Origin of the sequence: Planotetraspora phitsanulokensis, from assembly GCF_016863295.1 — a bacterium.
Taxonomy (GTDB): domain Bacteria; phylum Actinomycetota; class Actinomycetes; order Streptosporangiales; family Streptosporangiaceae; genus Planotetraspora; species Planotetraspora phitsanulokensis.
The window spans coordinates 119784-135044 of the sequence record NZ_BOOP01000015.1; the positions used below are offsets into that span (position 1 = coordinate 119784).

Sequence of the window (15261 nt, forward strand, 5' to 3'; positions counted from 1 at the left end):
CCCGCCATACACGACGTCGGCCGGACGGCCCCGGCCGGTCGCGGCTCCGGGCACGCGCTCACACGCGGAAGCGGGCACGAGTCAGACCCGTCGCAGGACCCGTACGGACCTGCCCGCCACGGGGACGCCCTCGCCGGCGCGGCACATGCGCGACTCCATCGCGCTCGGCATGGCGGTGTCGAGCTCCGTCGCCCAGATCTCCCCGTAATCCTTGGGGATCGTGAACCTGATGACCTCGGAGTGTGCGTTGAACAGCAGCAGGAACGACTCGTCGGTGATGGGCCTGCCGCGCCGGTCGGGCTCGGTGATCGCGTCTCCGTTGAGGAAGACCGCCAGTGCCTTGGCGTAGCCGTTGTGCCAGTCGGCGTCGGTCATCTCGGTCCCCGACGGGGTGAGCCACGCGATGTCGCTGAGCTCGTCGTGGGATCCCCGCTCCGGCCTGCCGTAGAAGAAACGTCGGCGGCGGAACACCGGGTGGCTGTGGCGGAGCCGGGCGAGCCTCCGGGTGAACTCCAGCAGTTGCCGGCTCTCCCCCTTCCTGACCCCGGCCCCCGGCCTCGTCCCCGGATCGGTCACGGCCGACCAGTCGACCCAGCTGATCTCGTTGTCCTGGCAGTAGGCGTTGTTGTTGCCACTCTGGGTGCGTCCCAGCTCGTCTCCGTGTGACAACATCGGCACGCCCTGGGACAGGAACAGCGTGGCCAGGAAGTTGCGCTTCTGCCGTTCGCGCAGCTGCGCCACCGGGCCGGTCGCCGGGCCCTCGACCCCGCAGTTCCAGGAGCGGTTGTCGTCGGCGCCGTCGCGGTTGTCCTCCCCGTTGGCCTCGTTGTGCTTGACGTCGTACGACACGAGGTCCTGCAGGGTGAAGCCGTCGTGGCAGGTGACGAAGTTGATCGAGGCGGCGGGCCGGCGGCTGTCGTCCTGGTAGAGGTCGCTCGAGCCGGTCAGCCGCGAGGCGAACTCGGGCAGCGCGGCGGGCTCGCCCCGCCACAGGTCGCGGATCGTGTCGCGGTACCGGCCGTTCCACTCCGTCCAGCGGGCGGGGAAGTTGCCCACCTGATAGCCGCCCGGCCCCACGTCCCACGGCTCGGCGATGAGCTTGACCTGCGACAACACCGGGTCCTGCTGGACGAGGTCGAAGAACGCGCTCAGCCGGTCGACGTCGTGCAGCTCCCGGGCCAGTGAGGACGCGAGGTCGAAGCGGAAGCCGTCCACGTGCATGTCGCTGACCCAGTAGCGCAGCGAGTCCATGATCAGCTGCAGGGCGTGCGGGCTGCGCATCAGCAGGCTGTTGCCCGTGCCCGTGGTGTCCATGTAGTACCTGTGGTCGTCCTCGACCAGCCGGTAGTAGTTGGCGTTGTCGATGCCCCGCATGGACAGGGTCGGGCCCAGATGGTTGCCCTCAGCCGTGTGGTTGTAGACGACGTCGAGGATCACCTCGATGCCGGCCTCGTGCAGGGCCTTCACCATGGCCTTGAACTCGAGCACCTGCCCCCCGCGCTCGCCCGCACTCGAGTAGGCGTTGTGTGGCGCGAAGAAGCCGACCGTGTTGTAGCCCCAGTAGTTGGACAGGCCGCGCTTCTGCAGGACGTCGTCCGTCACGAACTGGTGGACCGGCATCAGCTCGATGGCGGTGACGCCGAGCCCGGTGAGGTGGTCGATGATCTCAGGGTGGCCCAGGGCGGCGTACGTCCCCCGGATCGGCTCGGGGATCTTGGGGTGGTTGATGGTCAGCCCCCGGACGTGGGCCTCGTAGATCACCGTGTCGTGGTACGGCGTGGCCGGCGGCCGGTCGTGGCCCCAGCCGAAGAAGGGATTGATCACGATCGAGCGCGGCATGAACGGCGCGGAGTCGCTGTCGTCGCGGCTGTCCGGCTCGCCGAAGCGGTAGCCGTACACGGCCTGGTCCCAGCGGACCGAGCCCTCGACCGCCTTGGCGTACGGGTCGAGCAGAAGCTTGGCCGGATTGCAGCGCAGCCCCTCCGACGGCTTGTACGGCCCGTCCACGCGGTAGCCGTACCGCTGACCGGGACCGACTCCCGGCAGGTAGCAGTGGTAGACGAACCCCTCGACCTCGCTGAGCGGGACCCTCTCCTCTCCGCCCTCGTCGTCGAACAGGCACAGCTCGACGCTCTCCGCCACCTCGGTGAAGAGCGCGAAGTTCGTTCCCGCACCGTCGTACGTGGCTCCGAGGGGATAGGGGTCCCCCGGCCAGATCTCCCTCACGCGACCTCCTCGCCCGCTGGGCCGGCGGGACGGGGAGAGGGCTCCCCGCGCGGTTCACCGGCCCAGCCGCGGCGGCCGCTCACACGACCACCGACATGACACTCGTTCACAAGACATCGTGCCTGCCCACAGAAGGCTCTGACAGTCCCTCCGCGTTAACGTCGCGTATGGGGAGGGGTGAAACACGCCACCTGGCCGCAAAGTCCCCCACAGTTGGTGATCATGCACCATGACTCGGCCGTACCCGTATCAGTGGGCCCGGCCACGGCGCAGCAGGCGCCGGGGGCGCGACTGGGCGGGCCTGCTCTCGGTCCGGAGCCACAGGTTCACGCACACTCCGCCGAGCGCCGAAGGCTCGATCCTGACGTTGCCCCCGGTCGACTCGGCGAGGCGGCGGACGATGTCGAGACCCAGGCCGGTCGAGCCGGCGCCGCTGTGCCCGCGCCGCAAGGCGCCCTGCGGGTCGGCGATCCCGGGCCCCGCGTCCGCCACCAGGATGCCGACCATTCCGCTGCCCTGGTGGAGGGTGACGCGGAACCCCGCCCGCTGCGGCGTGTGCCGGAAGACGTTGCCGAGGATCGCGTCGACCGCCGCCCCGAGGTCCGCCGCGGCCACCGGCACCCTGCTCGGCACGTCCGCCCCGACCAGTTCCCAGCTGCGTTCCTGGTCCTCGGCCAGTGCCGACCAGAAGGCGAGCCGCTCCCGCAGCACTTCGGCCGCGTCGCATCCGCTCTGAATCGGCCGGGTCGGCCGGCGGGCGGCCTCGATGATCTCGTCGACGGCCCGTTCCAGCCGGTCGATGGCGAGCCTGCTCTGCTCCGCCTCCGGGCCGTCGCCCCCGACGTTGAGCCGCAGCGCCGTCAGGGGCGTGCGCAGCCGGTGGGACAGGTCTGCCGCCATCTCCCGCTCGGCCGACAGGAGCCCGGCCACCTGGTCGGCCATCGTGTTGAACGCCCTGCCGAGCGCGACCAGTTCCGGCGGCCCGTCCGGCGTGACGCGTACGGACAGGTCACCGGAGCCGAGGGACGCCGCCGCGTCGCCCAGCCGCCGGGCCGACCGCACCACGCGGGCCGCGAGCCGGTCGCCGACCGCCACAGAACCCGCGACCAGGGCGACGGCGACGCCGGTCAGCGCGGTCCACGACGTCGCCACGCCCCGCGTCACGTCCTTGTCCGGCGCGTAGGCCTCGATGACGACCCGGCGTCCGCCGGCGAGGGCGACGGGTTTGAGCAGCGCGTATCCGCCGGGCACCGGGACCGTCCTCGGCCGCTCGCCCGCCCCCGCGACCTCTCCCGCCGCGACCCGGGAGAAGCCGACGGTCCTGCCGCCGGACAGGTGCACGGCGAGCCGTTCCGCACCGGCCGGCGTGCTGGCCAGCGCCCTCTGCAGCGCCTCGGCGTCGTCGGTGACCACAAGTGCGGGGACGATCGCGGCGGCCTGCCGTTCGGCCTCGGCGATGGCTCGGGTCTCCGCGATCTCCTTGACCGCCATGGCGAGCGGGATGAGGAACGCCAACGCGACCATCGCGGTCACGGCCACCGCCACGAGGGCGATGCTCCGCCTCACCTCCGGCCCCTCACTCCGGGTCCGCGGGCGGCGGGCTGAGCCGTACCCCGACTCCGCGGACCGTGTGCAGGTAACGCGGCCGTGACGCGCTCTCGCCGAGTTTGCGCCGCAGCCAGGACAGGTGGACGTCGATCGTCTGGTCGTCTCCGTAGGACTGCCGCCACACCTCGGCGAGCAGTTCCTTCCTCGACACCACCCGGCCGGGCCGGGCGCACAGGTAGGCCAGCAGGTCGAACTCCCGCCGGGTGAGGTCGAGGGGAGCTCCGTCCAGGCCCGCCTCCCGCCGGTCGGAGTCGACGGTGAGACCTCCGACGCGGATGACGGCCGGCGAGGAGCCCGGCCTGGCCCGCCGCAGCACCGCCTCGAGCCGGGCGTTGAGGTGGTCGCCGGAGAAGGGCTTGACCAGGTAGTCGTCGGCCCCGTCCCGGAGCAGCCGCACGATCTCGGCCTCGTCGTCACGGGCCGTCGCCACGATGACCGGCACGTCCGAGACGGCCCGGAGCATCTTGAGCGCCTCGGCCCCGTCGAGGTCGGGCAGCCCCAGATCGAGGATCACCACGTCGGGCGCGGAGTGGGCGATCTCCCGCAGGGCGTCCAGCGCACGGCCCGCGCTGCGGACCGCATGGCTGCGACCAGTCAGGTCGCGAATGATCGCGGAACGGACGAACTCATCGTCCTCCACCAGCAGAACGGTCGCCATGGGCCAGAAACGTACACGTCTCCGAGGTAATCACGTCCGTTTTCGTCTGCCCGATATCTGTTTTGTCCAGTTATTTCGCTTGTCAGACGCTGATGATGGCGAATATCCCCCTCTCGGAATGAACAGGTGCCGCTAGAGTGAGCGCCCGATGAAACGGGCCCTCGGTTACCTGCTCGCCTGGTGCGGGGCGACCGCGCTCGCCGTCGGCATCTCCTGGCTCGGCGTGCGCGACGTGCTTCGCAACACGGTCATGGACGAACCGCCGCTCGCTCCGGTCGTGGCCGAGGAGGTGGGCGGCACCTCGCGCCCCATGCCCTCCGCCGTGCGCTCCTCACCGGCCGAGCGGCCCGCCACGCCGCGTCCCTCCTCTTCCGCCGTACGGCGTCCGCCTTCGCCCTCACCGCACGTCTCCGCTCACCCCAGCCCCAGGTCGAGCCCGAAGAGTCAGGCGGACGAGACCTTGCGGACGTTCACGCTCAAGGGCGGCCGGGCGACCATCGCGGTCACCGCCCACGACTGCCGGATGGTGACCGCGACGCCCAACGACGGCTACCGGCTCGGGGTGTGGGAGACCTCGACCTGGATCCGCGTCGCGTTCCTCCAGGAGCCCCACGAGTCGTCGGCGTTCTGCACCTGGAACGGCACGCCGCCCCGGCTCGAGACGTACGAGAACTGACCTCGGAAAACGGCGCCTGGACGCCCTCGACCGGGTCGGAGTCGCGCTCGCCTGAGCGTGATTTCCCGGTGCCCTCAGAAAAAGTTCCGTCAGGATGTAGAGGACGTCGAGCCGTGCTTCGACCTACCGGTGGAAGCGCCCTCGAGGGCGCCTTGGCCAAAGGAGACCGCACGTGAAGTACATGATGCTCATGCAGTTCGGCCCGCTGTCCGGCCTCCCGCCGATGGACACCTGGCCGGCGGAGGACGTCAGCGCCCACATCCAGTTCATGCACGACACGAACAAGACGCTCACCGAAGCCGGAGAGTTCGTGGACGCGCAGGGGCTGGCCGATCCCGGACAGGCCAAGATCGTGCGCGCCGGCGCCGACGGCAAGCCGGTGATCACCGACGGCGTGTTCCCGGAGACGAAGGAGTTCCTGGTCGGCTACTGGATCATCGACGTGGAGAGCCCCGAGCGGGCCGTCGAACTCGCCGCGTACGTCTCGGCGGCGCCTGGGCCCGGGGGCAGACCGTTGAACATGCCGATCGAGGTCCGCCAGGTGATGTCCGTCGAGACCGGAGAGCTCTGACCCTGGACGAGACCGCCATCGACGGCCTGCTGCGCGAACTTGTGCCGCAGGTCGTCGGCGTGCTCACCCGGCGCTTCGGCGACTTCGACGCGGCCGAGGACGCCGTCCAGGAGTCCCTGATCGACGCCGCCGCCCAGTGGCCGGAGCAGGGCGTGCCCGCCAACCCACGGGGCTGGCTCATCCAGGTCGCCTACCGCCGCATGATCGAGCAGGTGCGCAACGAGCAGTCGCGGCGCCGCAGGGAAGAGCTCGTGGCCGCCCAGGAGCCGGCGGGCGAGCGGACGGCACCGGCGGCGGACGACGCACTCGAACGGGAACGGGACGACACGCTGACCACGCTGTTCCTGTGCTGCCATCCGGCGCTCAGCCCGGCCTCGGCCATCGCTCTCACGCTGCGTTCCGTCGGCGGTCTCACGACGGCGGAGATCGCCCGGGCGTTCATGGTGCCCGAGGCGACGATGGCGCAACGGATCAGCCGGGCCAAGCAGCGGATCAAGGCGTCCGGCGTGCCGTTCCGCATGCCCGATCACCAGGAACGCCCCCGGCGGCTCGCCTCGGTGCTGCACGTGCTCTACCTGATCTTCAACGAGGGCTACGCCAGCAGCGCCGGACCCGACCTGCACCGCGTCGAGTTGTCCCGCGAGGCGATCCGGCTGGCCAGAACCGCCCACGCCCTGCTTCCCGACGACTGCGAGGTCGCCGGGCTGCTCGCTCTCATGTTGCTCACCGACGCGCGGCGCCCCGCGAGGACGGACGCGATCGGCACGCCGATCCCCCTGACGGACCAGGACAGGAGCCTGTGGGACGCCGGCGCCGTCGCGGAGGGGGTCGCGCTCATCACCGCCGCGCTGTCCAGGGGCGCGGTCGGGCCGTACCAGCTCCAAGCGGCGATAGCCGCGGTCCACGACGAGGCGGCCACGGCCGGGGAGACCGACTGGCCGCAGATCCTGGCCCTGTACGGCCTGCTGGAACGCATGTCGGACAACCCCATGGTCACGCTCAGCCGGGCCGTCGCCGCCGCCATGGTCCACGGTCCCGCGACCGGGCTCGACATGCTCAAGGCGCTCGACGCCGACGGGAGGCTCGCGGAGCACCACCGCTTCTACGCGACCCGCGCACACCTGCTGGAGATGGCCGGGGACCGTCAGGCCGCCGTCGACGACTACCGCGCGGCGGCCGGCCGTACGACCAGCACCCCGGAGCGGGACTATCTCACCACTCGCGCCGCCCGCCTGTCGTCGGACCTGCGGCGTCAGCCGTGAGGACTGTCGCTCCGGACAGCCCGTCACATCGAGCCATAACCGAGATCTTTCCGTCCAGGTTGCACAGTGTTGACCAAACCGGATAGGTCATACCCCCATGACCGGATTCAAGAAATTCCTCGTGCGCGGCAATTTGGTCGAGCTCGCCGTCGCGGTCGTCATCGGAGCCGCGTTCAGCGGCCTGGTCGACGCCCTGGTCTCGGACATCATCACCCCGCTCATCGGCGCGGTGACGGGCGGGCGCGAGCCCGACTTCGCGGACTACTCCTTCAAGCTCAACGGCGCCCAGTTCCAGTACGGCGACTTCGTCAACCACGCCCTGTCGTTCCTCATCGTGGCCGCCGTCATCTACTGGCTGGTCGTGCTGCCCATGACCCGCCTGCTCGGCCTCCTCACCCGGGACAAGGCCGTCACCGAGAAGCAGTGCCCCGAGTGCCTGAGCGACATCCCCGTCGCCGCGCGCCGCTGCGCGTTCTGCACCGCGGTGCTCGTCTCCCCCTCCGGCTCCCCCGCCCCCGCCCACGGCAGGCACTCCGCCTGATCCGCCGTACGACCGCCGCGTCCTCGCGAGCAGGCGAGCCGAGCACCCCCTTGCGCGCTATTTGCGCATCGTCCGCCTCGCCCACATGGTGGGTGCGGACGTCCATTCACGTTCCCCGTGCTCGGCTCGCCTGACCACATCGAGGATCACGAGCGAGGCCCGGTCCGGGTGCCGCATCACTCGTACGTCCCTCGCGAACCAGCACGAGGCCGCGATGAGCTCGCGTGCCCTCTCCAGATCTCCCGGGCTCGTCCCCGCGCGGCACCAGATCCACAGCCGCTCTCCGAACGGCTCGGGCTTCGTGTGGACGATGATCGGCAGCTTGCCCTTGCGCGTGACGATCAGCGCCTCCGCGCACGCCTCGCGCACCCGATGCGGTGTCACCACGCACCAGAACCTGGCCTCGACCTCCCGGCGCGCCTGCGGAAGCACGGCGGCCACCAGGCAGATCACCGCCGCCCCGACGATCGTCGGCGCCATGCCGATCGCCCGCCAGGACACGGCCACCAGCGCGGGCACACCGACCAGCAGGGCGGCCTCGTACCGCCACCTCCAGAGAACCGTGAACGGACCCGGACGGGCGACGGGGACCACCGCGCTCTCGACGAACCGCGCGACCAGGCGGTTGTGACGCTGGAGTCCGTGTCTCACGTGAGCGCTCCTGGAGGACGCTCGTCACGCGCCGGCTGGGTGGTGACGCCTTCAGCGCCGCTGTCCTCCCCTTCCGGCCTGGGCGGCGGTTCGAGCAGATTCACCCGTCCGAATCCCCCGCACGTACGGCACGGCCGGTCGCCGGCCTTTCCTGTCGCCTCGCAGGCCCGACAGGTGATGAGAGCGTTGAACTGCTTGTCACGGTAGGTGCGGCTGTGCCAGGTGCGCTTGATCTCCCAGTTCTGTACCCACGCGAACGCGTCTACTTCGGCGAAGACGGCTTCGCTGACGGACCATAAGAGGGTGATGATGCGCATCCGTAACTCGGAGCGGGAAGTATTCCGGATGCCGAGGTGGTTAGTATTCACCGGGATCGTCCTTTGCTTGAGCAGCGACTTTGGGTGGTCTTCTGCGCTGGGTCGATGTGCCTGCATCGGCCCAGCGGTGCATCTGAACTGAAGAACCGCGCCTGGGTCTCGAACCCCTAAGGACCATCGCCTCCCCTCCGGAACTGGCGCGGACGCCGCCACGTTGAGGCTTATGTCGTCATTACCCGCCCATTGCCAGCGGCAACCTACATTTGGCAATTGCCATTAGTTGTTTGCCGACGGTACATGCCCTGCGTAGTGCTAGGCTGCAACCCGAGGACCTCCTTCAGGCCCGTCGGCGACGGCACAAGGAAGTGGGTGGGCGCCGATGGCCGGAAGCAATCAGACCCTTCGCCGCCGTCAATTGGCGAGTCGCTTGAGAGCGCTTCGACACGCTTCAAACTTGACCGTCGAGCAGGTTGCCCAACAGTTGCTTTGCAGCCCCGCGAAAATCAGTCGACTGGAGACCGGTCAGCGCGGTGCGAGCTTGAGGGATGTGCGCGATCTCTGTCGCATATACGACGTCCCCGAGGAGACCGTCACTCATCTTATGAATCTGGCGCGTGAGTCACGTCAGCCAGGCGTCAAGCATGAACTGGGAGACCTCGGCAACGACAACCTGTACATGTACATGGACCTGGAAGCGGCCGCGTTCTCGATCACAGAGCTCCAGATCACGTTCCTACCGGCCCTGTTCCAGACCGAGGAGTATGCCCGGACATTGATTGAGGGCCTCCTGCCAGGCATACGTTCCGACGTCCTGGATCGCCGTGTGGAGGCACGGATCAAGCGACAACAGTTGCACACACAAAAGGAGCCCCCTCGATACTGGACCTTCATCGACGAGGCGGCTCTACGTCGACTGGTTGGCGACAGGGCGCTGATGATTGCCCAACTCGAACGTGTGCTTGATTTAGCCCGATTGCCACATGTGACGATCCAGGTCATCCCTTTCACCCAGGGCCCTTACATGTGTGCGGACAGCCCCTTCGTGATGTTCGAGATCAAGGATCCGACATTATCGAAAGTGGTATACCGCGAGTCACCTGACCGTGCGGAGTATTTGGAGAAGCCAGCAGAAATAGAGATCTTTCAAGAGGCGGTCGACAGCATCCGCGCGGTCGCGATGCCGCCGAAAGAGTCCATCAAACGCATTGCCAGGGCGATATCGGACTTTAGTGAAATTGGACCACAGGAATGATCGGCTGTCTCGAGAGCATCGTAGCCTAGGGACAGGGAAACAGGATGGAACCATCGATCGAGGTTTCACAGTCGGACTTGAAGTGGCACATCGCTTCCCGCTGCACCTCCGGAAACTGTGTTGAAGTAGCAGTCGATACCGACGCAGTCTTCCTTCGCGACTCGAAAGATCCAGGCAGCGGAGGCCTTCGCTACTCGCATCGCGAGTGGCAGAACTTCGTAATAGCCGCAAAGGCGGGCGTTTACGACATGCCGAAGTAGGCTGTTGGCCGCGAGGCGGGCGAATGCTCGCACCTACCCAACAATGCGGACATACCGATAAAGAACGGCATAGATTAAACTGCTGTCGGCGATGTCTCTCACTCTTGAGTGAGCCGATCCCCGGGAGCGCGCATGGTGAGCCAACCTTCATTCCACAACGCTCTCTGGGAGCAGTCGTGCACCGGTGGCGACTGCGTTGAAGTGGCGTTCCGGGATGGCTGGGTCGGTCTTCGAGACAGCAAGGCAGGCGACGACAGCCCTGTCCTGATCTTCAATCATGAGGAATGGGATGGCTTTGTAACAGCGATCAAGAGCGGCCAGTTCGACCGGCCACCTCTTTGATCAACAAGCGTCGACGCGGCGCAGACACGCCAGCAAACGCACCGAAGGGGTCCGGAGGAGCGATGTCCTTCGGGCCCTGCTGCACATGGTCGAATGGCGCAAAGGCGCATCCCGGTGGGATGCGCCTTTGACTGCGTTGGCCGTACGGCCGGTTGAAGTGCTGGCGTCCGGGAGGCGGGTGGTAACCCGCCTCCCGGAGTAGGTGTCCGGCCGGCGCGAGGCTCGAAGCGCCTCGCCGCCGACCAGGTTGTGCGGCGTCCCTACGACCAGGGGGACGGCGCCGGGGGCGCGACGACCGGTGGGCGGTCGTCGCAGGTGATGGTGTTCGGCAGTTCCCAGGGGGCGAGCCACGGGCCGGTGGTGCCGCCGCCGTCGTTGCCGCCGAGGTCCGTCAGCGAGAACTCCGAGCCGGCGGGCGTGAAGTTGAACGATCCGCAGTTGTTGACGCCGACCGCGCCGACGTTGCGGGCGTCCACGTTCTCGAAGGTCGCCGACCCCTTCACGCGGGCGCTGACCACCGAGGTGCCCGTGCCGTCGACCCTGATGTCCTTGAAGTGGACGTTCGTGATCGAGTACAGGTCCTTCACCGGGAAGTCGCTGACCAGCATGATCGCGTTGTAGGTGTTGTCGAGGAAGTGGTCCCCGACGACCTGGATGTCCGCGTCGATGTTCTTCTCCAGCGCGTACAGCCAGATGGCCCCGAGGCCGATGTTCCAGTTCAGCTCGTACGTGCCGGCGCGGACCGTGGTGTTGTCGGTGATCCACAGGTGCCCGGCGAACGGCTCGGCGCCGAAGCGGGAGCCCGCCTGAATCGCGCTGCCCTCCCGGATCGGGTCGGCGATCAGGTTGTTGGACACCGTGTTGTCCGTACCGCCGTAGATGGCGATGCCGTTCGCCAGCACCGGCGTCTGCACGGTGTTGTGGTCGAAGGTGTTGCCGGTGTTGGAGACCTTCTCCGACCACATGGCGAGGGCGTCGTCACCCGTGTTACGGACGAAGTTGTTCTTCACGAGTGACTTCGTGACGCCGGTGTGGAAGTTCAGGCCGTCGGCGATCTGGTCGACGATGACGTTGTTCGTGACCTTCACGTTCTTCATCGGCCCGTCGAACCACAGGCCCACCTTGGTGTGACGGATGTAGAGGCCGTCGATGGTCGAGTCGCTCATCGCGCCGCCGATGCCGTTCACCTGGTCGGTGTCGATGCGCTCGCGGACGTCGCCCTCGATCGCGAAGCCGGACAGGTGGACGTTCCTGCTGCCGCCGGCGGACGCGTCCTTGCCGTAGAAGCCGACCCCGGTGTGCACCGAGCCGTCGGGGGCCGGTGTGCTGAGCGCGACCTCGCGGCCCTTGATGATCGTGTACCAGCTGCCGGCGCCCTCGATCGTCACGTCGTCAACGATGATGTGGCGGTTCACCTGGTAGGTGCCCGGCGGGATGTAGACCTTCAGGTGGGTGCGCTTCGCGAACGCGATGGCCTTGTCGAACGCCCCGGCGGAGTCGCGTTTGCCGAACGGGTCGGCCCCGAACGCCAGCACGTTGGCCGCGACGAGGTTGACCTTCGGTGCGCCGACGAGCTGCGAGTCGAGCAGGTCGACGACCGTCCACGCGGCCTTGGCTCCCGCGGGCACCGTCAGCCGCACCTTGTCGCCCGCGCGGTACTTCTTGCCGAGGAGCAGCCGCTGCTCGACGTAGAAGTGGTTCGGGCGGAACGGCTTGGTGATCGTCGGCGTCGGCGTCGTCGCGTTGGGCACGCAGGCGCACTCAGTGATCCACCAGTCGGGGTGCAGCAGGTCGGCGTTCGGGTCGTTCGTGAACGGATACTGGTTGTACAGCCACGCGTACTGCGACGTGAGCGTCATGGTGGTGCGGTTCTTGCCGTTCACCGTGACGTCGAGCGGCGAGGTGATGCCCCCGCCCCCCGGCGCGTCGGGGATGCTGTACCGCACGGTGATCGCGTTGGCCGCGCTCGGCAGCGTGAACTCGACGTACTGACCGGGCGTCAGCTTGACCGCCTTACGGCCTGACGCCTCCGCGGGCAGCGTGTACGCGGTGCGGTCCGGCCCGATGACCGAGCCGTTCGTCGCGGCGTTCTCCGCCTCCTGTTCGGCGAAGTCGACGCTCGCGCCCCGGCCCGTGACGAGCGACGGGGCGAGGGCGGCGCGCGTCACGACGGGCGACGCCCCGCTGGAGGCGGAGGCGGGGGCCGACAGCGCCACGAGACCGGTGGCCGCGAGGGCCCCCGATAAGAGCGACACGGATAAGAGAGATCTGACCATGGGGGGTGTGACCTACCTTCAGGAGGAAAGCCAGGCGGTGGTGTCGGTGGGCAGAAGATCACCGTCAAGGGGTCCGCTCGTCAGCAGGATCGACTCGTGCGGCGGGAGCCGTACCGGCTGGGAGCCGAGGTTGACCACGCAGATCAGGCCGGATTCGCGAGTGAAGGCCAGGACGCCGTCCCCCAGGGGCAGCCAGGTCATCACCCCGTCTCCGAGCCGCTCGCGGCGGATGCCCAGAGCGGCGCGGTAGAGCGACAACATCGATCCGGGGTCGTCGAGCTGGGCCTCGACCGTCATCGTGCTCCAGCCCGCGGGCTGCGGCAGCCAGGGAGTGCCCGTGCTGAAGCCGAACGCCGGCTCGCCGCCCGACCACGGCAGCGGAACCCGGCAACCGTCGCGACCCGGGTCGGTGTGTCCCGACCGGGCCCAGATCGGGTCCTCGCGCAGGTCGTCGGGGATGTCCTCGACCTCCCACAGGCCGAGCTCCTCGCCCTGGTAGACGTAGACACTGCCGGGCAGGGCCATCGCCAGGAGGGCGGCCGCCCGCGCGCGCCGGGTCCCGAGCTCGAAGTCGGACGGCATGCCGTGCTTGCGGTCGGCGTGGTCGAAGGACGTGTCCGCCCTGCCGAACCGGGTCGCGGGCCGGGTGACGTCGTGGTTCGACAACACCCAGGTCGCGGGGGCGCTGATCGGCACGTGGGTGGCCAGCGTCATGTCGATGACGTCGCGCAGGGCGTCCGGCTCCCATGGGCTCGCCAGGAAGGCGAAGTTGAACGCGGTGTGCATCTCGTCCTGACGCAGGTACAGGGCGAACCGCTCCTGGTCGGGCAGCCAGACCTCGCCGATCAGGACCCGGTTCCCGTACTCGTCGGCGATCCGGCGCCACTCGCGGTAGATCTCATGGACGCCGTCGTGGTCGGTGTAGGACTCCTCGACGCTGTCGAGGTCCTTGACGAGCACGGCCGCCGAGTCGATGCGGATGCCGTCGACGCCGCGGTCGAACCAGAAGCGCAGCACGTCGAGGAACTCCTCCCGCACGGCGGGGTTGTTCCAGTTGAAGTCGGGCTGCTCGGGCGCGAACAGGTGGAGGTACCACTCGCCGTCGGGGACCTGGGTCCACGCCGGCCCACCGAAGATCGACTTCCAGCCGTTCGGCGGGCCGTCGCCGTTCCCCGGACGGAACCAGAACCGCTCCCGAGCCTCCGAACCGGGACCGGCCTCCAGCGCCTCCTGGAACCAGACCATCTGGTCGGAGCCGTGGTTGGGGACGACGTCGACGATGGTGCGGATGCCGAGTTCGTGCGCCTCCTCGATGAGCTTCTCCGCCTCGGCCAGGGTGCCGAAGACCGGCTCGATGTTCCGGTAGTCGGCCACGTCGTAGCCGCCGTCGGCCATGGGCGAGGGGTACCACGGGTTCAGCCAGATGGCGTCCACGCCGAGCTTGGAGAGGTACGGGAGACGTGCCCGCAGCCCTGCCAGGTCACCTGTGCCGTCGCCGTTGCCGTCGGCGAAACTGCGCAGGTAGACCTGATAGATCGAGGCACCCCTCCACCATCCGTCGGGATTGCGAATCGTCCCCGGGGACATGCTGGCGGGCATGCTGAATACAGCTCCTTACGGGTGAAGGCCCTCAGCCCTTGAGGCTTCCGGCGGTGAGACCGGCCATGATGTGGCGCTGGAAGATGAAGAAGACGACGATGGTCGGGATGCTCGCGATCACCAGTGAGGCGACCAGCACGTTCTGCGGCATCTGCGAGGACAGCGAGGCGATGCCGATGCTGATGGACATCTTGTCGCTGTCCGGCAGGACCAGCAGCGGCCAGACGAAGTCCCGCCAGACGTTCACCACCGTGAGGATGGAGACCACGCCGAGGATCGGACGGGAGATCGGCATCACCACGGACCACAGGATGCGGCCGGGCGACGCGCCGTCGATCTCGGCGGCTTCCAGCAGCTCCCTGGGGATCGAGTCGAAGAAGCGCTTGAGCAGGAAGACGTTGAATCCGTTCGCCGCGGCCGGCAGCCAGATCGCCCACGGGGTGTTGAGCAGGTCCCAGTGGAAGAACGGCACGTCCTTCACGGTGAGGTACGCCGGCAGCATGATGACCAGCGGCGGGATCATCAGCGTCGACAACATCAGGGCCAGGACGACCTTGCCGAGCACCGGGCGGAGCTTGGACAGGGCGTAGGCCGCCGAGACGTCGAACGCGAGGGTCAGCAGCCAGGCGCCGCCCGCGTAGAGGGCCGTGTTGCCGAGCAGCCGGCCCAGTTCCAGCAGGTCCCACGCCTGGGCGTAGCCGTCCAGCGAGAAGTGCTCCGGCAGGAAGGTCGGCGGGATGGAGTTGAGCTCCTCCGTCGACTTCATCGCGCCGGTGATCATCCAGTAGAGCGGGAAGACGAACGCGGCGGTGAAGCTGACGACCACGATCACCAGCACGATCCAGTAGATGATCCGGCCGTGGGTCGTGTTGAGCTGGTGCGGCGAGACGGCGGTGCGGAACTGCGTGTTGATCGGCTTGCGCGGGCGCCGCTGCCGGCGACCGTCGCGATCGTCCCGGCCGGGAGTGAGAGGCGTCTGCGCGGAACGGCCCGGCGTGACGGTGACGTTGGACATGGTCGCT

The 15261-nt window shown here is 68.3% G+C and carries 15 protein-coding genes; 7 read left to right on the top strand and 8 right to left on the bottom strand.

Going from position 1 to position 15261, the window contains the following annotated elements:
• Positions 1 to 81: 81 nt before the first annotated feature.
• The 3 genes from glgX to Pph01_RS18255 form a co-directional block, all read right to left on the bottom strand.
• Complete coding sequence (gene glgX / locus Pph01_RS18245; RefSeq protein ID WP_204074305.1) at positions 82 to 2226, bottom strand: glycogen debranching protein GlgX; 2145 nt, start codon at positions 2224 to 2226, stop codon at positions 82 to 84.
• Positions 2227 to 2475: 249 nt separating this feature from the next.
• Entirely contained in the window at positions 2476 to 3792 is a 1317-nt protein-coding gene (locus tag Pph01_RS18250) for a HAMP domain-containing protein (protein WP_204074306.1), read from the bottom strand.
• Between the two features lie 10 nt (positions 3793 to 3802).
• Positions 3803 to 4492 (bottom strand): response regulator transcription factor, encoded by a 690-nt coding sequence (locus Pph01_RS18255; protein WP_204074307.1) that lies wholly within the window; start codon positions 4490 to 4492, stop codon positions 3803 to 3805.
• A gap of 148 nt (positions 4493 to 4640) precedes the next feature.
• On the opposite strand from Pph01_RS18255, the gene Pph01_RS18260 reads away from it, so the two are divergent.
• The 4 genes from Pph01_RS18260 (at position 4641) to mscL (ending at position 7542) form a co-directional block, all read left to right on the top strand.
• Positions 4641 to 5168, top strand: a complete 528-nt coding sequence (locus Pph01_RS18260; protein ID WP_204074308.1) for a hypothetical protein — start codon at positions 4641 to 4643, stop codon at positions 5166 to 5168.
• A 181-nt stretch (positions 5169 to 5349) separates the two neighbouring features.
• Positions 5350 to 5739 (top strand): YciI family protein, encoded by a 390-nt coding sequence (locus tag Pph01_RS18265; RefSeq protein ID WP_204074374.1) that lies wholly within the window; start codon positions 5350 to 5352, stop codon positions 5737 to 5739.
• A 2-nt stretch (positions 5740 to 5741) separates the two neighbouring features.
• On the top strand, positions 5742 to 7001 hold the full coding sequence (locus Pph01_RS18270; RefSeq protein WP_204074375.1) for an RNA polymerase sigma factor: 1260 nt from the start codon (positions 5742 to 5744) through the stop codon (positions 6999 to 7001).
• Positions 7002 to 7098: 97 nt separating this feature from the next.
• The gene (gene mscL / locus Pph01_RS18275) at positions 7099 to 7542 is read left to right on the top strand and encodes a large conductance mechanosensitive channel protein MscL (protein WP_204074309.1); all 444 of its coding nucleotides are present in this window, start codon (positions 7099 to 7101) and stop codon (positions 7540 to 7542) included.
• 57 nt (positions 7543 to 7599) lie between these two features.
• Here the strand turns inward: mscL and Pph01_RS18280 are convergent, their stop codons facing one another.
• Both Pph01_RS18280 and Pph01_RS18285 read right to left on the bottom strand, forming a co-directional pair.
• Positions 7600 to 8193, bottom strand: a complete 594-nt coding sequence (locus Pph01_RS18280) for a hypothetical protein (protein WP_204074310.1) — start codon at positions 8191 to 8193, stop codon at positions 7600 to 7602.
• A complete protein-coding gene (locus tag Pph01_RS18285; protein WP_204074311.1) occupies positions 8190 to 8510 on the bottom strand; it encodes a hypothetical protein in 321 nt (106 codons plus the stop codon). Before Pph01_RS18285 ends, Pph01_RS18280 begins: the two co-directional genes overlap by 4 nt.
• 379 nt (positions 8511 to 8889) lie before the next feature.
• Between Pph01_RS18285 and Pph01_RS18290 the strand changes: the two genes are divergently transcribed.
• The 3 genes from Pph01_RS18290 to Pph01_RS18300 all read left to right on the top strand — a co-directional run bounded on the left by Pph01_RS18290 (position 8890) and on the right by Pph01_RS18300 (position 10364).
• Positions 8890 to 9762 carry a helix-turn-helix domain-containing protein gene (locus Pph01_RS18290; protein WP_204074312.1) on the top strand — a complete coding sequence of 291 codons (873 nt, stop codon included), beginning with the start codon at positions 8890 to 8892 and terminating at the stop codon, positions 9760 to 9762.
• Positions 9763 to 9806: 44 nt separating this feature from the next.
• Positions 9807 to 10022, top strand: a complete 216-nt coding sequence (locus Pph01_RS18295; protein WP_204074313.1) for a DUF397 domain-containing protein — start codon at positions 9807 to 9809, stop codon at positions 10020 to 10022.
• A 132-nt stretch (positions 10023 to 10154) separates the two neighbouring features.
• A complete protein-coding gene (locus Pph01_RS18300; RefSeq protein WP_204074314.1) occupies positions 10155 to 10364 on the top strand; it encodes a DUF397 domain-containing protein in 210 nt (69 codons plus the stop codon).
• A gap of 260 nt (positions 10365 to 10624) precedes the next feature.
• On the opposite strand, the gene Pph01_RS18305 is transcribed toward Pph01_RS18300, so the two are convergent.
• From Pph01_RS18305 to Pph01_RS18315, 3 genes are read right to left on the bottom strand one after another with little or no spacing between them, the layout of a single operon-like run.
• Positions 10625 to 12619, bottom strand: a complete 1995-nt coding sequence (locus Pph01_RS18305) for a glycosyl hydrolase family 28-related protein (protein WP_239116810.1) — start codon at positions 12617 to 12619, stop codon at positions 10625 to 10627.
• Between the two features lie 39 nt (positions 12620 to 12658).
• Positions 12659 to 14239: a glycoside hydrolase family 13 protein gene (locus Pph01_RS18310; RefSeq protein WP_239116811.1), complete on the bottom strand. Its 1581-nt coding sequence runs from the start codon at positions 14237 to 14239 to the stop codon at positions 12659 to 12661.
• Positions 14240 to 14270: 31 nt separating this feature from the next.
• Positions 14271 to 15254: a carbohydrate ABC transporter permease gene (locus tag Pph01_RS18315; protein WP_204074316.1), complete on the bottom strand. Its 984-nt coding sequence runs from the start codon at positions 15252 to 15254 to the stop codon at positions 14271 to 14273.
• Positions 15255 to 15261: the final 7 nt, after the last annotated feature.

Bases quoted from the DNA above. Each gene is read 5' to 3' on its own strand.
- Pph01_RS18255 (WP_204074307.1), bottom strand. From the start codon at position 4,492: ATGGCGACCGTTCTGCTGGTGGAGGACGATGAGTTCGTCCGTTCCGCG.
- Pph01_RS18260 (WP_204074308.1), top strand. From the start codon at position 4,641: ATGAAACGGGCCCTCGGTTACCTGCTCGCCTGGTGCGGGGCGACCGCG.
- Pph01_RS18265 (WP_204074374.1), top strand. From the start codon at position 5,350: ATGATGCTCATGCAGTTCGGCCCGCTGTCCGGCCTCCCGCCGATGGAC.
- mscL (WP_204074309.1), top strand. From the start codon at position 7,099: ATGACCGGATTCAAGAAATTCCTCGTGCGCGGCAATTTGGTCGAGCTC.
- Pph01_RS18285 (WP_204074311.1), bottom strand. From the start codon at position 8,510: ATGCGCATCATCACCCTCTTATGGTCCGTCAGCGAAGCCGTCTTCGCC.
- Pph01_RS18290 (WP_204074312.1), top strand. From the start codon at position 8,890: ATGGCCGGAAGCAATCAGACCCTTCGCCGCCGTCAATTGGCGAGTCGC.
- Pph01_RS18295 (WP_204074313.1), top strand. From the start codon at position 9,807: ATGGAACCATCGATCGAGGTTTCACAGTCGGACTTGAAGTGGCACATC.
- Pph01_RS18300 (WP_204074314.1), top strand. From the start codon at position 10,155: ATGGTGAGCCAACCTTCATTCCACAACGCTCTCTGGGAGCAGTCGTGC.
- Pph01_RS18310 (WP_239116811.1), bottom strand. From the start codon at position 14,239: ATGCCCGCCAGCATGTCCCCGGGGACGATTCGCAATCCCGACGGATGG.
- Pph01_RS18315 (WP_204074316.1), bottom strand. From the start codon at position 15,254: ATGTCCAACGTCACCGTCACGCCGGGCCGTTCCGCGCAGACGCCTCTC.